The 20,348-nt window shown below is 73.8% G+C and carries 16 protein-coding genes; 8 read left to right on the forward strand and 8 right to left on the reverse strand.

From position 1 onward, the window contains the following. Positions 1-27: 27 nt before the first annotated feature. From O0S08_RS27435 to O0S08_RS27455, 5 genes are all read left to right on the forward strand, one after another. Positions 28-684 carry an RNA polymerase sigma factor gene (locus O0S08_RS27435; RefSeq protein WP_269032262.1) on the forward strand — a complete coding sequence of 219 codons (657 nt, stop codon included), beginning with the start codon at positions 28-30 and terminating at the stop codon, positions 682-684. Further along, on the forward strand, positions 671-1,801 hold the full coding sequence (locus O0S08_RS27440) for a hypothetical protein (RefSeq protein WP_269032263.1): 1,131 nt from the start codon (positions 671-673) through the stop codon (positions 1,799-1,801). Before O0S08_RS27435 ends, O0S08_RS27440 begins: the two co-directional genes overlap by 14 nt. Continuing rightward, positions 1,798-2,502, forward strand: coding sequence for a hypothetical protein (locus tag O0S08_RS27445; RefSeq protein ID WP_269032264.1), 705 nt, complete (start codon positions 1,798-1,800; stop codon positions 2,500-2,502). Before O0S08_RS27440 ends, O0S08_RS27445 begins: the two co-directional genes overlap by 4 nt. A 19-nt stretch (positions 2,503-2,521) precedes the next feature. Beyond that, a complete protein-coding gene (locus O0S08_RS27450) occupies positions 2,522-3,685 on the forward strand; it encodes a hypothetical protein (RefSeq protein ID WP_269032266.1) in 1,164 nt (387 codons plus the stop codon). 429 nt (positions 3,686-4,114) lie between these two features. Continuing rightward, the gene (locus O0S08_RS27455) at positions 4,115-4,555 is read left to right on the forward strand and encodes a hypothetical protein (RefSeq protein ID WP_269032267.1); all 441 of its coding nucleotides are present in this window, start codon (positions 4,115-4,117) and stop codon (positions 4,553-4,555) included. Between the two features lie 131 nt (positions 4,556-4,686). Here O0S08_RS27455 and O0S08_RS27460 read toward each other — a convergent pair whose 3' ends face one another. The 7 genes from O0S08_RS27460 to O0S08_RS27490 form a co-directional block, all read right to left on the reverse strand. Beyond that, on the reverse strand, positions 4,687-5,565 hold the full coding sequence (locus O0S08_RS27460) for a nuclease A inhibitor family protein (RefSeq protein WP_269032269.1): 879 nt from the start codon (positions 5,563-5,565) through the stop codon (positions 4,687-4,689). Between the two features lie 450 nt (positions 5,566-6,015). After that, a complete protein-coding gene (locus O0S08_RS27465; protein WP_269032271.1) occupies positions 6,016-7,170 on the reverse strand; it encodes a hypothetical protein in 1,155 nt (384 codons plus the stop codon). 516 nt (positions 7,171-7,686) lie between these two features. Further along, on the reverse strand, positions 7,687-8,673 hold the full coding sequence (locus O0S08_RS27470) for an aldo/keto reductase (RefSeq protein ID WP_269032273.1): 987 nt from the start codon (positions 8,671-8,673) through the stop codon (positions 7,687-7,689). A gap of 135 nt (positions 8,674-8,808) precedes the next feature. Then, positions 8,809-9,732 carry an AraC family transcriptional regulator gene (locus O0S08_RS27475; protein ID WP_269032274.1) on the reverse strand — a complete coding sequence of 308 codons (924 nt, stop codon included), beginning with the start codon at positions 9,730-9,732 and terminating at the stop codon, positions 8,809-8,811. A gap of 698 nt (positions 9,733-10,430) precedes the next feature. After that, a complete protein-coding gene (locus O0S08_RS27480; protein WP_269032275.1) occupies positions 10,431-10,856 on the reverse strand; it encodes a 23S rRNA (pseudouridine(1915)-N(3))-methyltransferase RlmH in 426 nt (141 codons plus the stop codon). A 10-nt stretch (positions 10,857-10,866) separates the two neighbouring features. After that, on the reverse strand, positions 10,867-11,586 hold the full coding sequence (rsfS, locus tag O0S08_RS27485) for a ribosome silencing factor (RefSeq protein ID WP_269032276.1): 720 nt from the start codon (positions 11,584-11,586) through the stop codon (positions 10,867-10,869). Between the two features lie 607 nt (positions 11,587-12,193). Beyond that, positions 12,194-13,165, reverse strand: coding sequence for a hypothetical protein (locus O0S08_RS27490; RefSeq protein ID WP_269032277.1), 972 nt, complete (start codon positions 13,163-13,165; stop codon positions 12,194-12,196). 57 nt (positions 13,166-13,222) lie between these two features. Here O0S08_RS27490 and O0S08_RS27495 point away from each other — a divergent pair, with 57 nt between their 5' ends. The 3 genes from O0S08_RS27495 to O0S08_RS27505 all read left to right on the forward strand — a co-directional run bounded on the left by O0S08_RS27495 (position 13,223) and on the right by O0S08_RS27505 (position 16,954). Continuing rightward, positions 13,223-14,188, forward strand: a complete 966-nt coding sequence (locus O0S08_RS27495) for a prepilin peptidase (RefSeq protein WP_269032279.1) — start codon at positions 13,223-13,225, stop codon at positions 14,186-14,188. Then, positions 14,185-15,321 (forward strand): mechanosensitive ion channel family protein, encoded by a 1,137-nt coding sequence (locus O0S08_RS27500; RefSeq protein ID WP_269032280.1) that lies wholly within the window; start codon positions 14,185-14,187, stop codon positions 15,319-15,321. The genes O0S08_RS27495 and O0S08_RS27500 overlap by 4 nt, the downstream gene beginning before the upstream one ends. Positions 15,322-15,976: 655 nt before the next feature. Beyond that, complete coding sequence (locus O0S08_RS27505) at positions 15,977-16,954, forward strand: terpene synthase family protein (protein WP_269032281.1); 978 nt, start codon at positions 15,977-15,979, stop codon at positions 16,952-16,954. A gap of 345 nt (positions 16,955-17,299) precedes the next feature. Here O0S08_RS27505 and O0S08_RS27510 read toward each other — a convergent pair whose 3' ends face one another. Next, positions 17,300-20,305, reverse strand: coding sequence for a serine/threonine-protein kinase (locus tag O0S08_RS27510; RefSeq protein ID WP_269032283.1), 3,006 nt, complete (start codon positions 20,303-20,305; stop codon positions 17,300-17,302). Positions 20,306-20,348 lie beyond the last annotated feature (43 nt).

The following is a 20,348-nucleotide window of genomic DNA, read 5'->3' on the forward strand; positions in this document are numbered from 1 at the left end:
CGGCTCGATCGGGTACCTGGGGGCTGAGTGGGTTCGATCCTGCAACTACTACGTCCGGGCTCGACGCCAAGCGCCTCCGAAGCGGAGGACCGCGAGGCCGAGCTCCTTCATCGCGCCCGCGGCGGCGACATCGAGGCCTGGTCGCGCCTCTATCAAGAGCACTTCGACCGGGTGTTCCGCCACGTCGCCTACCTCACCGGCGACACCGCGGCCGCCGAGGATCTGGTCCAGGAGACCTTCGCGCGGGCCTTCGTCGGCCTGGCGCAGTTCGAGGGCCGGGCCTCGTTCGCCGGGTGGCTGCGGGGGATCGCCGTCAACATCGTGCGCAAGCACTGGCGCTCGCGCTACCGTGGGGACCAAGCCATGGATCGCCTCGAGGTCGTCAGCGCCCAGCGCAGCGTCGGCACCGACGCCGACCCCGAGGGCGCGCACCTCCGGCAGCGCCGCGCCGAGGTCCTGCTCGCCGTGCTCGAGACCTTGCCGCCGCAGCTACGCGAGGCGTTCGTGCTGTGCGACCTGCAGGACATGCCGGTGCCCGCCGCCGCCGCCGAGCTCGGCATCTCGCCCGGCAACCTGCGCGTGCGCGCCACCCGGGCCCGCGCGCGGATCCGCAGCGAGCTCGTGCGCCTCGGCTGGCTCGCCGAAGACTCTCACGACAAGGAGCGCGACCATGACGACGCGTGACGACGACGGCCTCCCGCCCGAGCTGGCGCCGTTCGCCCGCGACGCCGCCGACCACCTCGATCGCCTGGTCGCCAGGGCCCGGCCCGCACCTGACTTTTCGGCCATGTTGGCTCGCGCCCGCGAGCTCGACCCGGACGCAGTCCCGGCCGACGCGGTCGCGCGCGCCGAGGCCCTGCCGCCGGTGGCCTCGCTCGCTCCGGGCGAGGGGCGCGGCGACGCCGAGGCCCTGGCGCCGTTCACCACCGCGCTGAAGGCCGAGCTCGACGGCAAGCTCGCCGAGCGCCGTCTGGCCGGCATCCCGCGGGCCCCGGTCCCCCGGCGTCGGCGCCTCGGCGTGGCCCTGGGCGTCGCCGTCGCCCTCGCCGCGGCCGTCCTGCTCGCCGTCGTCGGCCCCGACCTCATCTCGCAGCAGGCCGACCAGCGCGGCACCGCGGCGGCCCTCGAGGGCGCCGGCGGCCGGCACGACGAGGCGCGCTTCGGCGGCACCACCGAGGTCCACCTCGACGGCGTCGCCGAGCCGCGCTCGTCGGCTGTCCGCGAGGACATGCCCGAAAAATCATCCTCGAATGTCCTCGAGGACATGCCCGAGAAGCCAGAGTTGAATGTCCCCGAGGACATGCCCGAAGCGACAGGATCAGACGCGCCGGCGCCGGCCGTCGAAGCCCCGACGGAGGCGCGCCCGCGCAAGCCCGGCGCCAGGGACTCGCGCCGGCGCAGGCCCGACGAAGCCGCGCCCGCGCCGGCCGGCCCGTCGCTCGAGGACGAGGCGCAGCAGCTGTGGCAGCGCGGCGAGCTCGCGGCGGCCGAGCGCAAGTACCGGGAGATCCTCGCCCTCCCCGGCGCCGGCGCGCGCGCCGAGCTGGCCTACGGCGACCTGTTCGCGCTGACCCGCCAGCTGCGCGGAGGCGACGGCCAGGCCGCCGTGTGGCGCGAGTACCTCGATCGCTTCCCCGGCGGCCGCTTCGCCGACGACGCCCGCGCCGGCCTGTGCCGCCGCAGCCCGACCGCCGAGCGCGCCGCCTGCTGGCGCGACTACCTCGAACACCACCCGTCGGGGGCCCATCGCAAGCACGCCGAGGGCGCCCTCGCCGAGGCCGGCAGCGGGGAGGCGCCGTGACGCGCGAGGGCCTCGCCCTGGCCGCCGCGCTGGTCCTGGCGAGCGCCCCCGCGTGCCTGAAGGAGTACACGATCGGCGGCGCGGGCTCGACCGACGACAACAGCCACGACAGCGAGCACGACAGCGAGGACAGCGCGCACGAGTCCGAGACCTGCTCCGAGGGACAGTGCGACGACGCCGGCTCGACCTGCACGACCGCCTGCGGCGACCCGACCTGCCCCGAAGACCAGGTCTTCTGCGGCGGCGAATGCGTCGCCGAGGGCACCTGCTGCGACGGGGCCTGCGACCCGGCGCGGGAGCGCTGCGACGGCGGCGAGTGCCGCTGCCGCGACGGCCTGGTCCGCTGCGGCGAGGCGTGCGTCGACACCCGCAGCGATCCGCGCCACTGCGGCGAGTGCGACAACGACTGCGGCGATCAGGGCGTGTGCAACAACAGCAAGTGCGTCGAGGGCTGCGGCGACGGCCGCGTCGACTGCGACGGCGCCTGCGTCGTGCTCGCCGAGGACCCGCTGCACTGCGACGCCTGCGGCAGCCCGTGCGCCGGCGACCAGGTCTGTCTGGCCGGCGACTGCCGCCCCTACGCGTACGCCGGCGAGTGCCTGACCTGCCCCTGCCCGTCGGCGTGCACCGGCGACCTCGACGTCTGCTGCGACTCCGCCTACCTCGGCGCGGCCGTGTGCGTCGACTACGGCTGCGACTGAAACACGCTAGGCTCGCCCCGTGCTCCTCGCCTCGACATGCGCGCTGCTCGCCCTGCTGGTCGCCCCTGCGGCCGCCCCGGGTGTCGCATCGGACATGTCCCCAGGGACATACGACGCCCCGACCGGCGAGCCGCAGGAGTTCCGGGCCGCGCGGGCCGACATCACCGGCTTCGACGAGGCCGCGGTGCTGGCGGCCCTGCGCCTGCGCCTGCCGCGGCTGCCGATCGAGCGCCACGGCGGCCCCGTCCCGACCGAGACGCCGCACCTCTATCTCCAGCTCGGCCGCGCCGCCGACGAGCGCGGGACGATCCGCGTGATCACCTCCGACGGCCGCGCCTACGAGCGCAGCTTCGCGATCGAGATCGGGCAAGAGGTCCGCGTCGCCGCCAGCACCGCCGCCAACCTGATCTTCGCCGTCGAGCAGGGCGCCGTCGCCCCCGACCAGGAGGACGTGGCGATCCCGCCGCCCGTGGCCACCGCCGCGCCCGAGCCGACCCCGGCGCCCGAGCCCGCGCCCCCGCCCGTCGCGGAGCCCCCTCCGGACCGGACCGAAGCGACAGGCCCCAGCGAGCAGGTCCAAAAGGACATGTCCGACAAGCCACGCTGGGAGCTCGGCCTCGGCCTGCAGGCCGCGGTCGCGCTCGGCCTCGGCTCGCCCGCGTACGCCGGCCCGCTCGCGGGCGGCGGCGGCGGCCTCGGCCTCGAGGTCCGAAGCCCCCGAGGCTTCGCCGCGGCGCTCGAGACCCGCGCGATCGGCCAGACCGCGGCGGGCGTCGGCCTCGGCCGGCTGCGCGTGGCGATCGCGGCCGGCTACGCCCTGCGCCGCGGCCGCTTCGAGCTGCCGATCCTCGTCGGCCTGGCGATCGAGCCGTGGTGGATCACGCGCGAGGGCGAGCGGGCGCCGCTGTTCGCCGCCGGCGACGACGACAGGCTGGCCCGCCCGCCGCTGCTGGGCGGGTTCCTCCGCCTCTCGCCCGGCTTCCGCGCCCGGCCGTCGCCGTGGCTCGGCCTGCGTGTGGGCCCGCGGATCGAGCTCGGCGGCAGCTTCGTCGTCGACGACCACGACGGCGCGCGCGTGGTCGGCCTGGCCGACGTCGCCGGGGTCCCGCGCTTCCGCGTCGGCGGCCTCGAGCTCTCTCTCGGCCTGGAGCTGGCCCTGCAATTCGGCCTGCCGTCCCGCTGACGCGCTGCCCCGAAGGTCGCGAGCTCGCGCGCGCTGGCCCTCGCGGCGGCGATCGCGAGCTCGCGCGTCCCAGCGCTCGCCTTGCCGCCCCGCGGACGCCCGCTCCACGACCGCGGTCGCCGCTCTCGCCTCGCCACGCGGACGCCCGCCCCGCGACCGCGGTCGCCAGCTCTCGTCTCGCCGCGCCGCTCCGCCCCGCGGACGCCCGCCCCGCGACCGCGGTCGCCAGCTCTCGTCTCGCCACGCCGCTCCGCCCCGCGGGCGCCCGCCCCGCGACCGCGGTCGCCAGCTCTCGTCTCGCCGCGCCGCGGCTGCGCGAACGCCCGCCCCGCGACGGTGGTCGCCAGCTCTCGGCTTGCCGCGCCGCTCCGCCGCGCCGCCCGGCCCCGCTGACGCCGGGCCCGGGGCGGGTGTAAAACCGGCGGTGCCATGCGTCCCCTCGTCTCCCTGACCCTCGCGGCGGTCCTCCTCGGTTGCGCGCACAAGCCCGCCGGCGGCCCGATCTCCCTGCGCAGCGAGTCCGTCAAGGAGGACGCCGCCGACCTCCAGCTCGACCTCACCTACGAGCCCAAGGGTCCCCGCCAGGTCGAGCTCGTGCTCAAGATGCGCGTCGCAGGCATCGTCGAGACCAACAAGCTGGTCGCCGAGGTCTACATCCAGGGCTTCAACGTCGAGGGCGGCGCCACCCGCTGGGACGGCTTCGTCCCCCCGCGCACGCCGCAGACCTTCCGCGTCCTCCTGTCCGTCGCCGACGGCTTCGACGAGGCCACCGCCACCGTCATGCTCTCGCGCTCGCAGGACAGCAACCAGCTGCTGCGCGAGGAGCTGACGTTCACCGTCGACGACCAGGGCGTGGTCCACAAGCAGTAAGCGGAAGGACATGTCCCTTCGGGCATGTCCGCCATGACATCTCGCAGAAGACATGCCCCGAAGTGCATGTCCTCGAGACCATAGAGCTCGGCGCTCCGCAGCGCGCCGCGACCCGCTCCGGCCCGCGGAGCTCAGGTCTCGACGGTGATGGTCTGGATCCCGACCAGGTCGCCGTCGGCGGTCTCGCCGATCACGAACATGTCGATCGCGCCCGACAGCCAGTTGCCCGACTGCTCGCCGATCCGGAACATCTTGAGGTTGACGAGGTGGGCGTCGAGGGTGTCGTGGATCGCCTGGTACTGCTCCGCGCGCATGATCTCGTAGTCGGTCCACCAGTCCTGCGGCGTCGTCATCTTGTCGAAGATGTCCTCCCACGGCTCCTCTTCGATCGACTGGTCCTCGAGCGGCGCCTCGCCGTTCTCGACCACGACCAGCGGGCCGACCAGCTCCTTGAGGTTGTCGACGGTGACCGGCGCGGCGTCGGCCAGACCGAACACGATCCACGGGTAGTCCGACTCGCTCGGCCACAGCACGCCGTCGACCACCAGCTCGAGCGCGTCGATCGCCGCCTCGGCGTCGGGGCCGAGGCCCTCGTCGCCGGTGGTCTCGTCGCCGGTCGAGCTCGTGGTCGTGTCGCTCGTGGTCGTGTCGTCGCCGCTCGTCGTCGTCGTCTCGCCGGTCGTCGTCGTCTCGCCGGTCGTCGTCGTCGTCGTCTCGTCGCCGGTCGTCGTGTCGACGGGCGACGTGGTCGCGTCGGTCGTCGTGCTGTCGTCGCCGGTGGTCGCGTCGCTCGTGGTCGCGTCGCTCGTGGTCGCGTCGCTCGTGGTCGCGTCGGCCGTGGCGCTCGCGTCCCCGGTGGTCGGGGCGGTCGTGGTCGGCGTCGTCGTCGCGTCGGTCTCGCCGGTGCTGGTGGCGCCCGTCGACGCGTCGGTCGTGCCCGGGTCGCTGGGACTGCAGGCGAGGAGGACGGCGAAGGACATCAGGAGGTGCGCGGCAGGGCGTACGGACATGGCGGACCTCGTAGCGCGTCCTCTCGCCCGGGGGAAGCCCGCGCGGCATTTGCTGCAGTCGCGCGAGCGTTCCTCGCAACACGCGCGGCGCTCGAGGCAACCGCGCACGGGTCGGGTCCGCCCGCTCGTCGTCCTCGCGCGCGAGCTCGTGCCAGTCGCTCGCGCACGCTCCGCGGCGAACGTCGAGCTCGCTACCTCGCGGTGACGCACCCGTCACCCGCCCGACGCCTCGCTCGCGGCGCGCGGGAGCACCGCGGAGCGCCATCGCAGCGCGCGCACAAGGCGAGCGACGGCGAGGGGTGGCATGTGTCCTTCGAGAAATGTTCTGTTGGACATGTCTCGGAGGACATCTTTGCTTCGAGGGGTGACGCGGCGCTCCGCCTCGTCCCCCTCGACCAGGTCACGGACGCCGCGCCGAGCGACGCGAACGCGCGGCCCAGTCCTGGCCGATCACGCCCCGGCCCGACGTCGCCGGCTGGCGAGGACCAGCAGCGCGACGCTCACGAGCCCTGTCGGTGCTCGCTCGCCCGTCGCGCAGGCGCAGCCGTCGACGTCCTCGCTCGCGACCCCCTCCCCGTCCGCGCCCTCGGCCTCGCGGCTCGTGCTCTCGTCCTCCGGCGCGCCGGACGGCCACGGCGTGCAGCGCTCGAGGTCCCACGTCTTCACGGTCTGGCCGACCTCGACGACCTCGACGACCTCGCAGGTCTGGGCGGCGCCCGGGCACCACTCGCTCAGGGTCTCCAGCGGATCGATGTCGTGCGCGCCGAGGTCGGGGATGTCGACGCCGTGGCACAGGGTCTCGCTGGTCGCGGTGACGCCGGTGGCGAGGTTCTTCAGCACGACGCGCTGGCAGAACGACCTCGACTGGCGAGTCCGCACCTTCTCGTCCAGGGCGAGCGTGAACGGTCCGGGCTGGTCGTCGGTGACGACCTGGCGCGCGACCAGGGCTGCGGTCGCCGGCGGCAGGCCGTGCTGGACCGCGACCGCGACGTTGAGCAGCTTCGTCCCGAAGTACGGGGCGCAGTGGCCCGGGAACCACTCGACCTCGGCGGGCGCGCTGCCGTGCTCCGGCCGATCGACCGGCCGCGTGCCCTCGCAGCAGGCGATCGTGTCGAGCTCGAGCCACGGAGAGTCGTACGCACGCACGTCGGCGAGCAGCGCCGGCGGCACGAGCGGCGCCGACGGACCCGGCTCGACGATCATCGTGAACAGCCGCGTGAGCGTGTCCTCGGCGCAGGCCGCCGCGTCGGACTCCGGCGAATTGTCGAGGCTCGCCTCGACCACGTAATCCTCCCCGGGCTCGAGCGGTCCGGCCGGGCGCCACGCCAGCACGCCGGCGACGTCGGTGAGCTCCAGCGCGCCGGCGATCGCCGCGTCGTCGCGGCTCACCGCGAGGCTCGTGCGCGCGAGGGCGTCGGCGTCGCTGCCCTCCGTGTCCGAGTAGCCGCGCACCGAGAGCAGCAGGACGCCGTCGGTCGGCACGCCGTACGCGTTGCCCGGCTCGAGCCGCGTCCAGTGCTCGATGGCGTCGCACGGCCCGTCCGCGCGCGCCTCGCCCGCGAGCAAGAGCCCGAGCCCGAACGCCGCGACCCCGAGACCACGCACGCGACCATCCTCGCAGGAGACGCCCGCGGCCGGCAAGCGCGGCCCCGCGCGCTTGCCAGGCGTGACGCGCTCACGCTAACCTCGCGCGGCGAGGCGGCCACGTGGGCCCGGGCCATCAAAGTTGATCTCGGGAGAGATCACAGCCCAGTGCCGGACACACATCCGGTATACGGCGGTCGTAACTAAAACGGTCCTAAGGTAGAGAAGCTCGGGTCGGGCCCGCCTCGCTTTGCTCGCAGGAGGCCGACCGGACCCGCAGACGCCTGAAAGGTCCTGTCCTGCAGGACATTCAAATCTTGCTGCCCTCGAGGACATGTCCCCGAGGATAGCAAGCGACGAGGCGCCCTTCCGCTCGGCCGAGAAGGTCGGGGCGCCCGCCTCGCATTGCCCGCAGGAGATCGCCCGAGCCTGGAGATGCCTGAAGGGTCCTGTCCTGAAGGACATTCTTATCAATGTGTCCTCGAGGACATGCCCCCGAGGACAGCAATCTCCGGGGCCGCTGCGGCGCCCTTCCGCTCAGCCGTTGAGCTGCCGCATGCTGGCCGCTGCGTAGCGCTCGCCGGCCGCGGCCCCGCGCGGGGCGATGGCGTCGATCGCCTGCAGCTCCTCGGGAGTCAGCGCGATGTCGACGGCGCCGATGTTCTCGGCCAGGCGCTCCTCGCTGCGAGTGCCGGGGATCGGGACGACGTGAGGGGCGCGCGCGAGCAGCCAGGCGAGCGCGAGCTGGGCCGCGGTGACCTTGCGAGCGGCGGCGAGCCGCTCGATGTGGCCGACGAGGTCGAGGTTGCGCTGGAAGTTCTCGCCCTGGAAGCGCGGCGACGAGCGACGGAAGTCGTCGGCGGCGAGGTCGTCGATCGACTTGATCTGGCCGGTGAGGAAGCCGCGCCCGAGCGGGCTGTAGGCGACGAAGGTGATCCCGAGCTCGGCGCACAGGCCGAGCAGCTCGTCCTCGGGATCGCGGCTCCACAGCGAGTACTCGGTCTGCAGCGCGGCGATCGGGTGCACTTTGGTGGCGCGCCGGATCGTCGCCGGCGCGGCCTCGCTGAGCCCGAGGTGCCGCACCTTGCCCGCCTTCACCAGGTCGGCCATCGCCCCGACGGTCTCCTCGATCGGGACCTCGGGGTCGACGCGGTGCTGATAATAGAGGTCGATGACGTCGACGCCGAGCCGCTTCAGGCTGGCGTCGCAGGCCTCCTTGACGTACTCGGGCTTGCCCGAGACGCCGAGGAACTCGCCGTTCGGGCCGCGGCGAATGGCGAACTTGGTGGCCACGACGACGTCGCCGCGGCGCCCCTGGATCGCCTTGCCGACCAGCTGCTCGTTGCGGCCGGAGCCGTACATGTCGGCGGTGTCGAGGAAGTTGACGCCCTCGTCCAGCGCGCGGCGGATGACGGCGAGCGAGCGCTGCTCGTCGGCGGGGCCGTAGAAGTCGGACATGCCCATGCAGCCGAGGCCGATGGCGGACAGGTCGATGCCAGTGGTACCGAGCTTGCGTGTCTTCATGGCGTCTTCTTTAAGCGAGACCTCCGACGGAGGCCACGCCGGCCGCTGCGCTTCTCTTGCCCGATCCTGCGAGACCGTCGCCGACGGCCGCGACGGGCCCGTGGGACGAGGCCGGCGCGACCTGGCGGACGCTCGCTACGCGGTCTGCTGCGCCTCGGCGGGCCGGTCCGGCGCGGCGTGCAGGCGGCGGGCGTACTCGGCCGGCGGGACCCCGAAGTAACTCTTGAAGTCGCGGGTGAAGTGCGAGGCGCTGGCGTAGCCGACCTGACCCGCGACCTCGCCGGCCCGCGCGCCGCGGAGCAACAAGGTGCGCGCCTCATGCAGGCGGACGTGCTTGACGTAACGCATCGGGCTGACGCGCGCGACGGCGCGGAAGCGGTGGGCGTAGTGCGAGGGGCTCATGGCGGCGCGCCGCGCCAGATTCTCGACGGTGAGACGCTCGGCCGCGTGGGCGCGGATGAAGGCCATGGACTCCTGGATCCGCGCCTCGTCGCCGCGGCGAACCGCCCGCCGCAGCACGGCGGCGGCGTCCGAGCGCAGCAGGCGGAACACGATCTCCTCGACGATCAGCGGCGCCAGGACGGCCCGCTCGGCCGGATCGCCGACAGCCTCGAGCAGGCGGCACAGCGCGTCGACGATCGGTGCGTCGAGGCGCGAGACGTACGCCGGCGCCGGCTCGTCGACGCCGCCGAGGTCGCTGTCGGCCAGCGCGATCAAGGTGCGAGCGACGACGTCGGGCGGCACGCCGACGCTCATGGAGAGGTACGGCCGCTCGGCGCTGGCGTCGATGATGGTGCTCTCGTAGTCGGCCTCGCCGGTCAGCACGAGGTAATTGAAGGGATCGTAGGTGAAGGCGTGCTCGCCGAAGTTCACGGCCTTGCGCCCCTGGACGATCACGGCCAGCGACAGGGTCAACGCCTGCGACTTGCGCTTGGTGACCGGCTCGTCGCAGCGCCAGAACCACAGACCCGGGTACGGCGAGTCGGTCCGCCCCTTGACGTTGGCATGGCGGGCGACGAGGGCGAGCAGGTCGGCGTGTCCGCGCTTGGGCTGGTCCACGCGGGCCAGCATAGCGCAGCGGCCGGAGATCCTGACGGCGATCGCTCGCCGGCGGGCTTCGGCGCTCGGAGGGCCGAACGGTCGGGCGCGAGGAGCGTCGCACAGCGGCTCCCGGCCACGGATGGACCTGCAGGGAGGGTGTTCTTTTGAACATGTCTATCGAGACATGTTGAAGTTCTCGGCCGACGAGCTCGCGGCGGACTTCGGCGCGCGGAGGCTGGATTTCGGGCGCGAGGAGCGTCGCACGGCGGCTCCGGGCCCCGGATGGATCGGCGGCGAGGGTCGCGGGGCCGGTGTCCGGGGCGACCTGTCCCTCAGACAGGTGCTCGACCTTCGTGGCGACTGGCGTGCTTCACGGCGAAAATTGCCTCGGTCTGCGCAACTCGGTGCCAGGTCGCCCCGGCCCCTGTCCACGGGAGCTCTCTTGAAGGAGGAAAAAGTCGGCTCCGCCGAGATCCGGGGCCCGGAACCGCCTGAACGGCGGAGGTCGCAGCACGTCGAGCTTGGGCCGCGCGCACGACGAGCCTCGGCCGTGAGCGCAAATCGGCGCGCACGTGCCGCGCTCATGGCGTGTCGAGCTCGGCCGGGCGCGACGATCTCGGGCGTGAGCGCGTGCCGATCGAGCATGCCCCTCAGAACATGTCCGTTCGGACATGCTCGAAAGGGCCTGCTCTTGCGAGCAGGTCCGTCCGGACAGCTCAGCCGTGGTGGTAGGGGTGGCCGGCGAGCAGGCTCCCGGCGCGGTAGAGCTGCTCGAGCAGGATCAGGCGGACCAGGCGGTGCGGCAGGGTCAGGCGGGACACGGCGAGCAGGCGGTCGGCCTGGGTGCGGTCGGTGACCGTGAAGCCTTCGGCGTCGCCGATGTAGAGGGCGACGTCGCGGGCGTCGCGGCGCCAGCGGTCGATCCACTGCGCGAGCTCGCGGGTGGCGACCTGCTCGCCGCGCTCGTCGAGGAGGACGCGGGCGCCCTCGTGACGGGTCCAGTGGGCGCGGATGGCCGCGAGGTCGCGCACCTCGAGCATCTCGACGGTGACGAACGGCTGCACGCGCCGCAAATAGTCGGCGCACAACGCGACGAGCGCGGTGTCCTTGAGCTTGCCGGCGGCGACGACGCTGATCTTCACGGGCGAACGCTCACTTGCGCCGCGTGGGCGGCGGCGCCTCGGCGGGCACTGCCTCGTCGGCGCCGTCGTCGGCGACCAGGTCCTCGTCGTCCTCGTCGTCCTCGTCGCCGTAGGCGTAGTCGCCCTCGCCCTCGCCCTCCTCGGCGAAGTCGTCGGGCTCATCGTACTCGGCGACGTCCTCCTCGCCCTCGTCGAGGTCCTCGCCCTCGTCGTCGCCCTCGGGCAGCTCACCCGGCGCGCCCTCGAGCTCCTCCTCGCCCTCGAGCTCGCCAGGGAAGGCGCCGAAGCTACCGCCGCGGAACGGCGGCATGTCGACCGGCGGCGCCAGACCCTCGAGCGTCGAGGTGTCCATGACCTCCGCCGGCAGCCCGAGCTCGGCGCGCGGGGCGTCGCGCCACATGCTCTCGAGGTCGTAGTGCTTGCGCACCGGGTGATAAAACACGTGGACCAGGAAGTCGTCGTAATCGAGGAGGTCCCACAGGTGCTCCTCGAGGCCGTCGGAGCCGATCGGCGTGAGCTGGATGTCCTTCAGGCCAGCCATGATCGTCTCGGTGATACCGCCGACGTGGCGGTCCGACCGACCCGACACGACCAGCGCCCAGTCGGTATAGCCGGCCACGTCGGTGAGCTGGAGAACGACGGGCGCAGCGGCCTTGGCGTCGACCGCGAGGTCGAGGGCACGCTGGAGGGCGGGCGGCAGATCCGCGCGCGTAAGGGCAGGCTTCGTCACGCGTGGCCTTTTAGCGCGGGCGAGCGGCGCCGCAAAGGCCCCCGGCCCCCGCCCGGGCGCGTCAGCTCACGCGGAGGCGCTCGCTCGCCCGCTCCGGCGTCGACGATCGGCCCCCGCACGGGCGCCCGGGCTCGCTCCGCAGGGCCGCTTTGGGCTCCGCCGGAGTGCACTCGCGGCCGCAGGAGAGCGTGGCATCCTCGCAACCCGCTCCGCGCCCGCAGGCCTCCGCCGTGCCGGGGATCTGGAAGGCCACGAGACGCGCCATCCTGAGCCCCAGGGGCCGTGCACCGATCGACCCCCGTCGCAGCCGGACGCGGCCGATCGGGCCTCGCCCGTCGCAGCCGGCGCTCGTGCCCGCCTCTCGTAAGGTCGACCGGGACCAGGTCTGTCGAGGCCGAGCGACGGCCTCACCCATCGCCGCCGGCGAGGGTCCGGCCCGTCTCGTCGCCGCGAGGCCCGAGAGAGACGAGGCCCGTCGCGGCCGAGCTGCGGCCGATCCGGCCGCGCCGATCGCCGCCGCCGGTCCTCGGTCCGTGCGTCGGCACGGCACGACGCGGCCGGGATCGTCGCGGCCCCCGGCCGGCATCGATCGCAGTGCGGGGCCCGCTCAGGTGCCGGCGAGGCCGTCGAGCAGGCGCCGTCGCTCGCTCTCGTAGCGCACGCGCTCCGGCAGCGGCAGCACGTGCTCCGGCGCCTGGATCTGGAGCTCGGGGGCTCGCGCCGCGGTGCCGGTGAGGTGGGTCTCGCCGACCAGCGCCCGCTCGAGCTCGTCGCGCACGCCGTAACCGACGCGGATCTCCGCGGTCTGCCACAGGCCCGTGGCGCGCTCCAGGGTCAGCGTGCCCTCGACGGCCGTGATCTCGGCCTTCTCGCGCCACTCCCGGCCGGGCGCCGCGCTCGGGGTCACCGGCGTGCGCGCCGACGGATCGGCCAGCGACAGCGTCACCCGCACCGTGTCGCCCTCCTCGACGGCGGCCACGGCCAGCGCCGGCGCGGCCAGCTCGACCACGTCATGGACGCTGCGCTGGGCCTCGTCGAGCCAGCGCAGGTGGAGGTCGGCGTCGAGCGGGCGCACGTGCCAGCCGCGGTGCAGCATCCGCGTGTAGGCCTTCTCGTCGAGCACCATGACCTCGCGGCCGCGGTGCTGATCTGTATGTTGGGACAGGTAGAAACGGACAGGTTCTTCGGGACCGGCGGCCCACTGCAGCTCGAGCTCGTCGACGACCTTCTGCGCCAGCAGCACCGGCGCGTCGACCGCCGGGCGCACCGGCTCGACCGGCGTCAGGCTGAACTCGGCGGTGACCTTGAGGGTGTGGCGGCCGAGCAGCCCGCGGGCGACGAGGTGGCCCTGGCCGAGCACCGCCAGCAAGGTGGCCGGGCTGGGGGTCGCCAGCAGCGCGTCGACGCCGGCGCGGGCCGTCTCTTCCTGGCTCTGGCGGGCCGCCCCGGGACGGGGTGGCAGGGCGGCGGGCTCGGCGACCGGCAAATTGTCGTCGTCGTCGCCGCCGCAGGCGGGCCCGCCCGCGAGCACGAGCGCGAGGGCGAGGCCGCGGACCGGCCGGATCGAGGGCGCTGGCACGCGCGGAGGATAACAGGAACAAGCGCGGGCCGGATCGCGTAGGATCTGTCCGACCCGATGCTCGAGCCGCTGTTGACGCTCCAGGGCCCGGAAGCCCTCGAATTGGTCGAGACCAATCCGATCTTGGTAAAGGCCCTGATGGCCCCCTGGGCTCCCTGGCTGGCCTTTCTGTTCGGCACTCTGTGGGGCAGCTTCGCCAACGTGGCGATCTGGCGCCTGCCGCGCGGGCTGTCCGTCGTCCGTCCGGGCTCGGCGTGCCCCGCGTGCGAGACGCCGATCGCCTGGTACGACAACATCCCGGTCCTCTCGTACCTCCTGCTGCGCGGGCGCTGCCGCCGCTGCGGCGAGCCGTTCGCCCTGCGCTACCTCGTCGTCGAGCTGCTCGGCGGCGTGCTCAGCTTCACGCTGTACCTGCAGTTCGTGCTGCGGCCGATGGTCCAGGGCGGGCCGCCCGGCCTGCTCGAGTGGCTGCTGTGGTTCTGCTTCGGCCTCGGCCTGCTGATCGCCACTTACACCGACCTCGACCTGTGGCTGATCCCCGACGAGGTCGTCCTGCCGATCGCCGGCCTCGGCCTCGTGGCCGCCGCGGTCAGCCCGGCCACTCTCGGCGTCGGCGTCGTCGAGGCCGGGCTCGCGGCCGCGTGCGGTTACCTGCTGATCGCCGGCCTGCGCTGGGTCTACCTCCGCTACCGCGGCATCGAGGCGCTCGGCCTCGGCGACGGCAAGCTGCTCTGCATGATCGGCGCCTTCGGCGGCGCGCGCGGCCTGATGTGGACCCTCGCGGCCGGCGCGATCCAGGGCCTGCTCGTCGCGGTGCCGATGCTGCTCCTCGGCCGTCGCGTCGCCAACACCGCGCTCACCGAGGTCCACGGCGACGACCCCGAGCTCGGTGACGAGGATCCGGACGACGGCGTGCTCGGAGCGCGCGTCCCGTTCGGGCCCTTCCTGGCGCTCGCGGCCTTCGAGTATATGTTCCTCCGCGAGCACATCGAAGCCCTGTGGGCCGCGCTCGTTTCGCCGTGATCGAGATCCTGTCAGCCCCGATGGACGACGCGAGCTTCCCGTTGCCGCAGCTGCAATGGTTGGCGCTCGAGATCTTGCCCCGAGCCGCGCGCGGCTACGCCGACGTGGTGGCGGAGCTGGTGTTCGCGCTGCTGCTCGGGCTGCTGCTGCGGTTCGTGGTCTTGCCGCTGATGGTCCGCGCCAGCGCCAGCAACGACTGGGCGATCGACGACATCATCACCGCTCGCCTGCGCGACCGGGCCCTGCTCTGGTCGCTGCTCGCCGGCGTGGTCGCGGCGGTCCCCGACCTGCCGTGGAAGGCGCGCTCGATCGCCGTCGCCGAGAAGGTCGCCGCCGCGGCCCTGGCGCTGTCGGTGACGCTGACGCTGATGCGGATCGTGTCGGAGATCGTCGGCCGCAATCAATCGCCGGCCGGCGGCGGCACGACCCTCATCAAGTACATCATCAACTCGCTGCTGCTGCTGCTCGGCGGTGGCTCGATCCTCGGCCTGTTCGGGGTGTCGGTGTTCCCGGCCCTGACCGCCCTCGGCGTCGGCGGCCTCGCGGTCGCCCTGGCCTTCCAGGACACGCTGGCCAACGTGTTCGCCGGCGTCAACCTCAGCGCGTCGCGGCAGGTCCGCGTCGGCGACTTCATCAACGTCGACACCAAGATCGAGGGCTTCGTCACCGACATCGGCTGGCGCACCACCACCCTGCGCACCCTCGACGACCTCCTCATCTATATCCCCAACAAGCGCCTCGCCGAGGCGATGATGACCAACTTCAGCCGGCCCGACCCGACGATGTGGATCGAGGTGCCGATCCGGGTCGGGCTCGACGTCGACCCCGAGGTGCTCGAGGCGCTCCTGTTCGACGAGGTCCGGGTGGCGCGCGAGGTCGTGCCCGGCCTGCGCGACGCCCCCCCTGCCCTGCGCCTGCGCGTCGGCGAGTGGGCGCTCGAGGTCCGCCTGTTCGTGCCGATCCAGAACTTCGTCGACCGCAATCCCCTGACCACGACGATGGTCAAGCGCCTGCTGATCCGCCTGCGTCGCGAGGGCCTGGTGATCCCGCTGCCGCAGCGGGTGATCCACGTGCCCTCCGCGACCGCCGACACCTCCGCCGCGTCCGCAGAGTCACGCGACTGGCGGCCCTGATCGACCGCCCCGCCGACTGTCCGCACGATTGTCCGCGGCCGACGGCTGCATCACGCGCCGCGTCGCGCCGGTCGGACCCGACCGTCGGCCCGCAGGACCGCCCTGCGACCACGTCGGCGGCGATCCGGAGCGACGGCCGACGGCCTCGCGTAGACCCTGCGGCTGCAGATCGTAATTGCAGACCTGCGCCGGCGGAGCTCGCGTCGTCGACCGGCGCTGCGACGCGCCCTGAGCTGCAGCCGACGGCGTCGATCCGGAGCACTGCGCCATCGGGTCTGATCTGCAACACGGCGTGTCGTCGGCGAACTTGATTCGCGACGTCTTCGAGTCAGAATTGCGACAAGGCCCTCTGCACCCGTAATGGGGGCTTCGAGCGACATTTTGTTCGTGCAACTTCTTCGTGGCACGAACCCACGATCGTCGTGATCCGATCGACCCAGTGGCGTCGCTCACTGGACGACCCGGAGGATTGCTCGTGCCGAGACCCCAGCTCGCACACGGGAATGACCCCCTCCTGGCCATCGACCAACCGTAGACAAGTCGCCGGCGACTCCGGGCCCGGAGTCGCCGGTCTCGGGCGTCGGGCCGTAGACCGCCGGTCCGACGCCCGGGGCGGACCCAACTCCTGCACCCACGCCGGACCCTCCCTCCTCGCATGAAGTTCCCACGCGACGATCGATCACGGATGACGGCCGAGCTGGCGATCGAGGTGACGCTGCGTTATCCGCTGCCCTGGTTCTCACCCGGAGACCTCGGCCTGCAGGAGGTCCTGAGCCCGAGCCCGCGCCTGCTCGGAGCCACCGGCTTCCGCGGCCTGGCGGTGGCTCGCCTGGGCGGCTGGCCGAGCTTCGCCGCCGACCCGCAGCGCGCCACCACGGCCCTGCGATTTCTGACCTTCTGGGCGCTGCTCGGCGAGGACGGCGGCTTCTCCGAGGCCGACCTGCTGGCGGCGGTGCGCGGCAGCGAGGGTCTGCCCGAGAGCGTCCCCGCGGCCCTGCGCGCGTGGTGGGAGGTGGCCCGGCGCTGCCGGGCGGCGATGGGCCCGGCCTGGTGCGGCCGCCTGGCCGAGGACTTCGCCGACTGGCTCGACGCCAACCGCTGCGAGGCGCACTGGCGCGCCAAGATCGAGGCCGACGCCGCCTATCCGGCCCGCCAGGATCTGCTGCCGATCCGCGTCGCCAGCGTGGGGGTGGCCCCGGCGATCGACTTCCTCGAGTACGTCGGCGACTGCCCGCTGCCGCTGGCCGTGCGCAGCCACCCGGCCCACGCGGCGGTCCGCCGCTACGCCGCCCGCCTGGTCGCCGTCCAGGACGACCTCGTCGGCGTGGCCGAGGACCTCGCCTCGCACCGCCCCAACCTGCTCGGCTGCATGCTCCGCAACGAGGGCCTGAGCCCCGCCGCCGCCGCCGCCGAGGTCGAGGCGCTGCACGACGAGAGCCTGTGCGGCCTGACCGGCGCGTCGCAGCTGCTGCGCGCCGAATTCCCGCGCGTCGAGCCCGTGACCCGCTGGCTCCGCGCGGTCCAGACGCTCTGCCACGGCTTCGCCCGCTGGCACTCGACGTACCCGCTCGACCGCCACGTGACCCACCTGCCCTCGGGCCCGGGGCTGGCGATCGAGATCGAGTACGTGTGAGAGGATGCTTTCAAGGACATGTCCGCGAGGACATGCGCCGATGAGCATGCCATGACGGCCATGTCTTAATAAACATGTCTCATCGGCCACCCGTGATCGACCGAGACCGCGGAGCGGTCGCCGGCGAGCACGGGTCCTCCGGGCCGGCGCGTGCGCGGCCGCCCGACACGCCCGGTCGAACCCGCTCTCGAGCACGTCCTCGCGGGCTTCGTCGCGCCGCGTGAATGGGTCGCCGCCGCATCGCTCCGCCCCGGCTGCGAGCGCGCCGCGGCTCTCGCCTCGACGCCATTCATGCCCTTCTGGACATGCCCAATTCGACATGTCGCTCGGGGCATGTCCAGCCCGTCACGACGGCGGCCGCAGCCGTCGCGCCTGCATCCACTTCTCCAGCGTCGCGCGCTCCTCCTCCATGCGCTCGTCGCCGCGGATGTGCTCCCAGGCCTCGCGCAGCAGCGCGCGGGCGCGGGTGCGGTCGCGGCCGTCGTCGTACAGGGCGCGGGCCACGAGCGCGCGGGTCCAGGCGATCGTGCCCGGGTCGGCGTCGGGGCTCTGCAGCGCCAGCGACTGCTCGAGCAGCTCGGCCGAGCGGCCCGGGTGGCCGAGGCGGAACTCGATGTCGCCGAGGATCCGCAGCTCGTCGGCGCCGGCGTAGTCGTCGCCGCGGGCCTTGCGAATGATCGCCAGGCTCTCCGTGATCGATCGCCGGGCGTCCTCGAGGCGGCCGAGCTCGACCTCGAGCTCGCCGAGCCCGAACAGCGCGTCGCCGACCAGGTAGTGCCGGGGGCCGACGCGCTCGCGCAGGTTGGCGAGCACCCGGCGGAACATCGGCTCGGCCTCCGCGTACCGGCCGGCGCGCGACAGCGCCGACGCCAGCGCGGTGCGGATGTCGTCGGTCTTCGGGTGGTCCGGGCCGAGCTCGCGCTCGCTCAGGCTGGTCGCGCGGCGCAGGCGATCGATCGCGTCCTCGTCGCGCCCCTGCCACGCGTGCACCAGCGCGAGGTTGTGCAGCACCGTGGCGATCCGGTGGTGGTCGGGCCCGAGGTGGCGCTGCATCATCGCCAGGGCCCGCTCGTAGGCGGCCTCGGCCTCGTCGTAGCGGTGGACCGCGTACAGCGCCGCGCCCAGCGTCTCGACGGTGAACGCGACGTCCGGGTGGTCCTCGCCGAGGACCCGCTGCTGCCCGGCCAGCACCCGCTCGAGCAGCGGCAGCGCGCCCGCGCCGTCGGTCCGCTGCAGCGCGACGCCGGCGAGGAAGAACACGATCTCGAGCGTGCGCAGGTCGTCGGGGCCGAAGCGGCGCTCCACGATCGCCAGGGCGTTGCGCAGGTCGGCCTCGGCCGCGTCCAGCTCGCCGCGCTCGAGCGCGATCCGGCCGCGCATCGACAGGAAGGTCGCCTCGCGCGCGGGCGGGCGGCCGAGCCGCTCGAGCGCCGCGGTCAGCCGCGCCTCGAACACGGGCAGCTGATCGTAGCGGGCCTGCTCGAGCGCCGCGATCCACCACCAGTCGGTCAGCGCGTTGGCCATCGCCACGTCGTGGCGGCTGGCCTCCGCCTGCCACACCGCGGCCTCGAGCGAGCGGGCCGCGGCCTCGAACTCGCCGAGTTCGTCGGCCAGCACGCCCTCGAGGTGCAGCGCCTCGGCCACGAGCGGGCGGTAGCCCAGGGCCCGCGCCGCGGGGGTCAGGGTGCGCGCCTGGGCCAGCCCCTCGCGGTAGCGGCCGGCGTTCCAGAACGACTTGACCTCGGCGAGCCGGGCCCGCAGCGCCTCGACCTCGCGCCGGGTCTGCGGATCGGCGGGCGGCCGCACCGGGGCGGTGAGCGCCTCGACGTCGGCGCAGCTCGCCAGATCCGTCAGGCGATGCGCCGCGCGCACCGCCTGCTCCCCGGTCTCGCGATCGGCCGCCCGCAGGCGCTCGCCGAGGGCCTGCAGCTCGCGCAGGCGGGCGTCGAGGCACGAGGTCCGCAGGCCGAGCAGCGCCTCCGGCTGCTCGCCGTGGATCCACGTGGCCGCGCACGCCTCGGTGCGCATCGCCACCCACCGCGCGGCGTAGTCGTCGAGGGTCGCGGTGACCTCACGGACCGCCCCCGTCGACGCGCCTGCCTGCGTCAGCGCCAGAGTCACCTGCTCGCGCCGCTCGCCGTCCCACACCCCGGCCAGGTGCCGCGCCGCGCCGCGACACAGCCCGGGCTCGGCCGCGTAGGCATAGGCCGCCGTGCCCACCAGACCGGCGGCGATCACCGCCCCCGCCGCCGCGCGCAGGCGCCGGCCGGGCTCGCGCGCCAGGGCGACGAGCAGCGCGTCCATCGTCGGGAAGCGATCGGCGGGCGCGACCGACAGGCCGCGCAGCAGCGCCCGCCGGATGTGCCGCGGCACACGAGCGCCACGCGGCGGCGGCCGCAGCCGGCCCGCTCGCACCGCCGCCGCCAGCGACTCGACGGTGTCGCCGACGAACGGACGCGCGCCGTAGAGCGCGGCGTACAGCGCGACGCAGAAGCTGAATTGATCCGAGCGCGCCTCTGCCGGCCGCCCCGCGTGCTGCTCGGGCGCCATGTAGTTCGGCGTGCCGAGCACCGTCCCGGTCGCGGTCAGGTCGGCGAGCGCGGGCGTGCCGTCGCTCGAGATCGCGGTGCTCGCCAGCGGATCGTCGCCTGCCGCGCGCGCGAGCCCGAAGTCGACCACGCGGACCTGGCCGTCCTCGGTGACGAGCACGTTCTCCGGCTTGAAGTCGCGGTGCACCAGCCCGGCCGAGTGGGCCGCCGCCAGCCCGCGCCCCGCGAGCAGGAACCGCGCCAGGATCTCCCGCTGCGGCCGCGGCTCCGCCCGCAACCACGCCGCCAGAGTCTGGCCGCGGATGAACTCCATGGCGACGAAGATCCGGTCGCCGATCCGGCCGACGTCGTGGACCGCCGCGACGTTCGGGTGCATCAGCCGCGCCATCGCCTGGGCCTCGCGGAGCAGGCGCTCCTCGAGGTGGGGCCGGCGGCCGTACTGATGCGGCCGCAGCAGCTTGAGCGCCACCACGCGCCCGAGCTCCGGGTCGTGCGCCGCGTAGACCACCCCCATCGCCCCGGCCCCGAGCAGCGACGTGAGGACGTAGCGGCCCAGGCGCGCGCCGGGCTGCAGCGGGTCGTCGGCGCTCGTCCCCGGCTCCGGCTCACCGGGCGGGTCGGGCGTGCGCGCCAGCGCGCCGTCGCCGGACGGCACCTCGGTCGCGCCGCTCGCCAGCTCCGACAACAGCTCGCTGCAGGCCTCGCAGCGCGACGCGTGGGCCCAGGCGCGCTCGCGCGTGGCCGCAGTCGCCCGACCCTCGACCAGTTCGAGCAGCGTCTCCGTGCCCAGGCAGGGGCTCACCGGCGCAGACCGCATCGTTGCCCGTCCGTCTGGCTCACGATAT

The organism is Nannocystis punicea (genome assembly GCF_026965555.1).
In the GTDB taxonomy this organism is placed as follows: Bacteria; Myxococcota_A; Polyangia; order Nannocystales; family Nannocystaceae; genus Nannocystis; species Nannocystis punicea.

Bases quoted from the DNA above. Each gene is read 5' to 3' on its own strand.
- O0S08_RS27440 (WP_269032263.1), top strand. From the start codon at position 671: ATGACGACGCGTGACGACGACGGCCTCCCGCCCGAGCTGGCGCCGTTC.
- O0S08_RS27455 (WP_269032267.1), top strand. From the start codon at position 4,115: ATGCGTCCCCTCGTCTCCCTGACCCTCGCGGCGGTCCTCCTCGGTTGC.
- O0S08_RS27460 (WP_269032269.1), bottom strand. From the start codon at position 5,565: ATGTCCGTACGCCCTGCCGCGCACCTCCTGATGTCCTTCGCCGTCCTC.
- O0S08_RS27470 (WP_269032273.1), bottom strand. From the start codon at position 8,673: ATGAAGACACGCAAGCTCGGTACCACTGGCATCGACCTGTCCGCCATC.
- O0S08_RS27495 (WP_269032279.1), top strand. From the start codon at position 13,223: ATGCTCGAGCCGCTGTTGACGCTCCAGGGCCCGGAAGCCCTCGAATTG.
- O0S08_RS27505 (WP_269032281.1), top strand. From the start codon at position 15,977: ATGAAGTTCCCACGCGACGATCGATCACGGATGACGGCCGAGCTGGCG.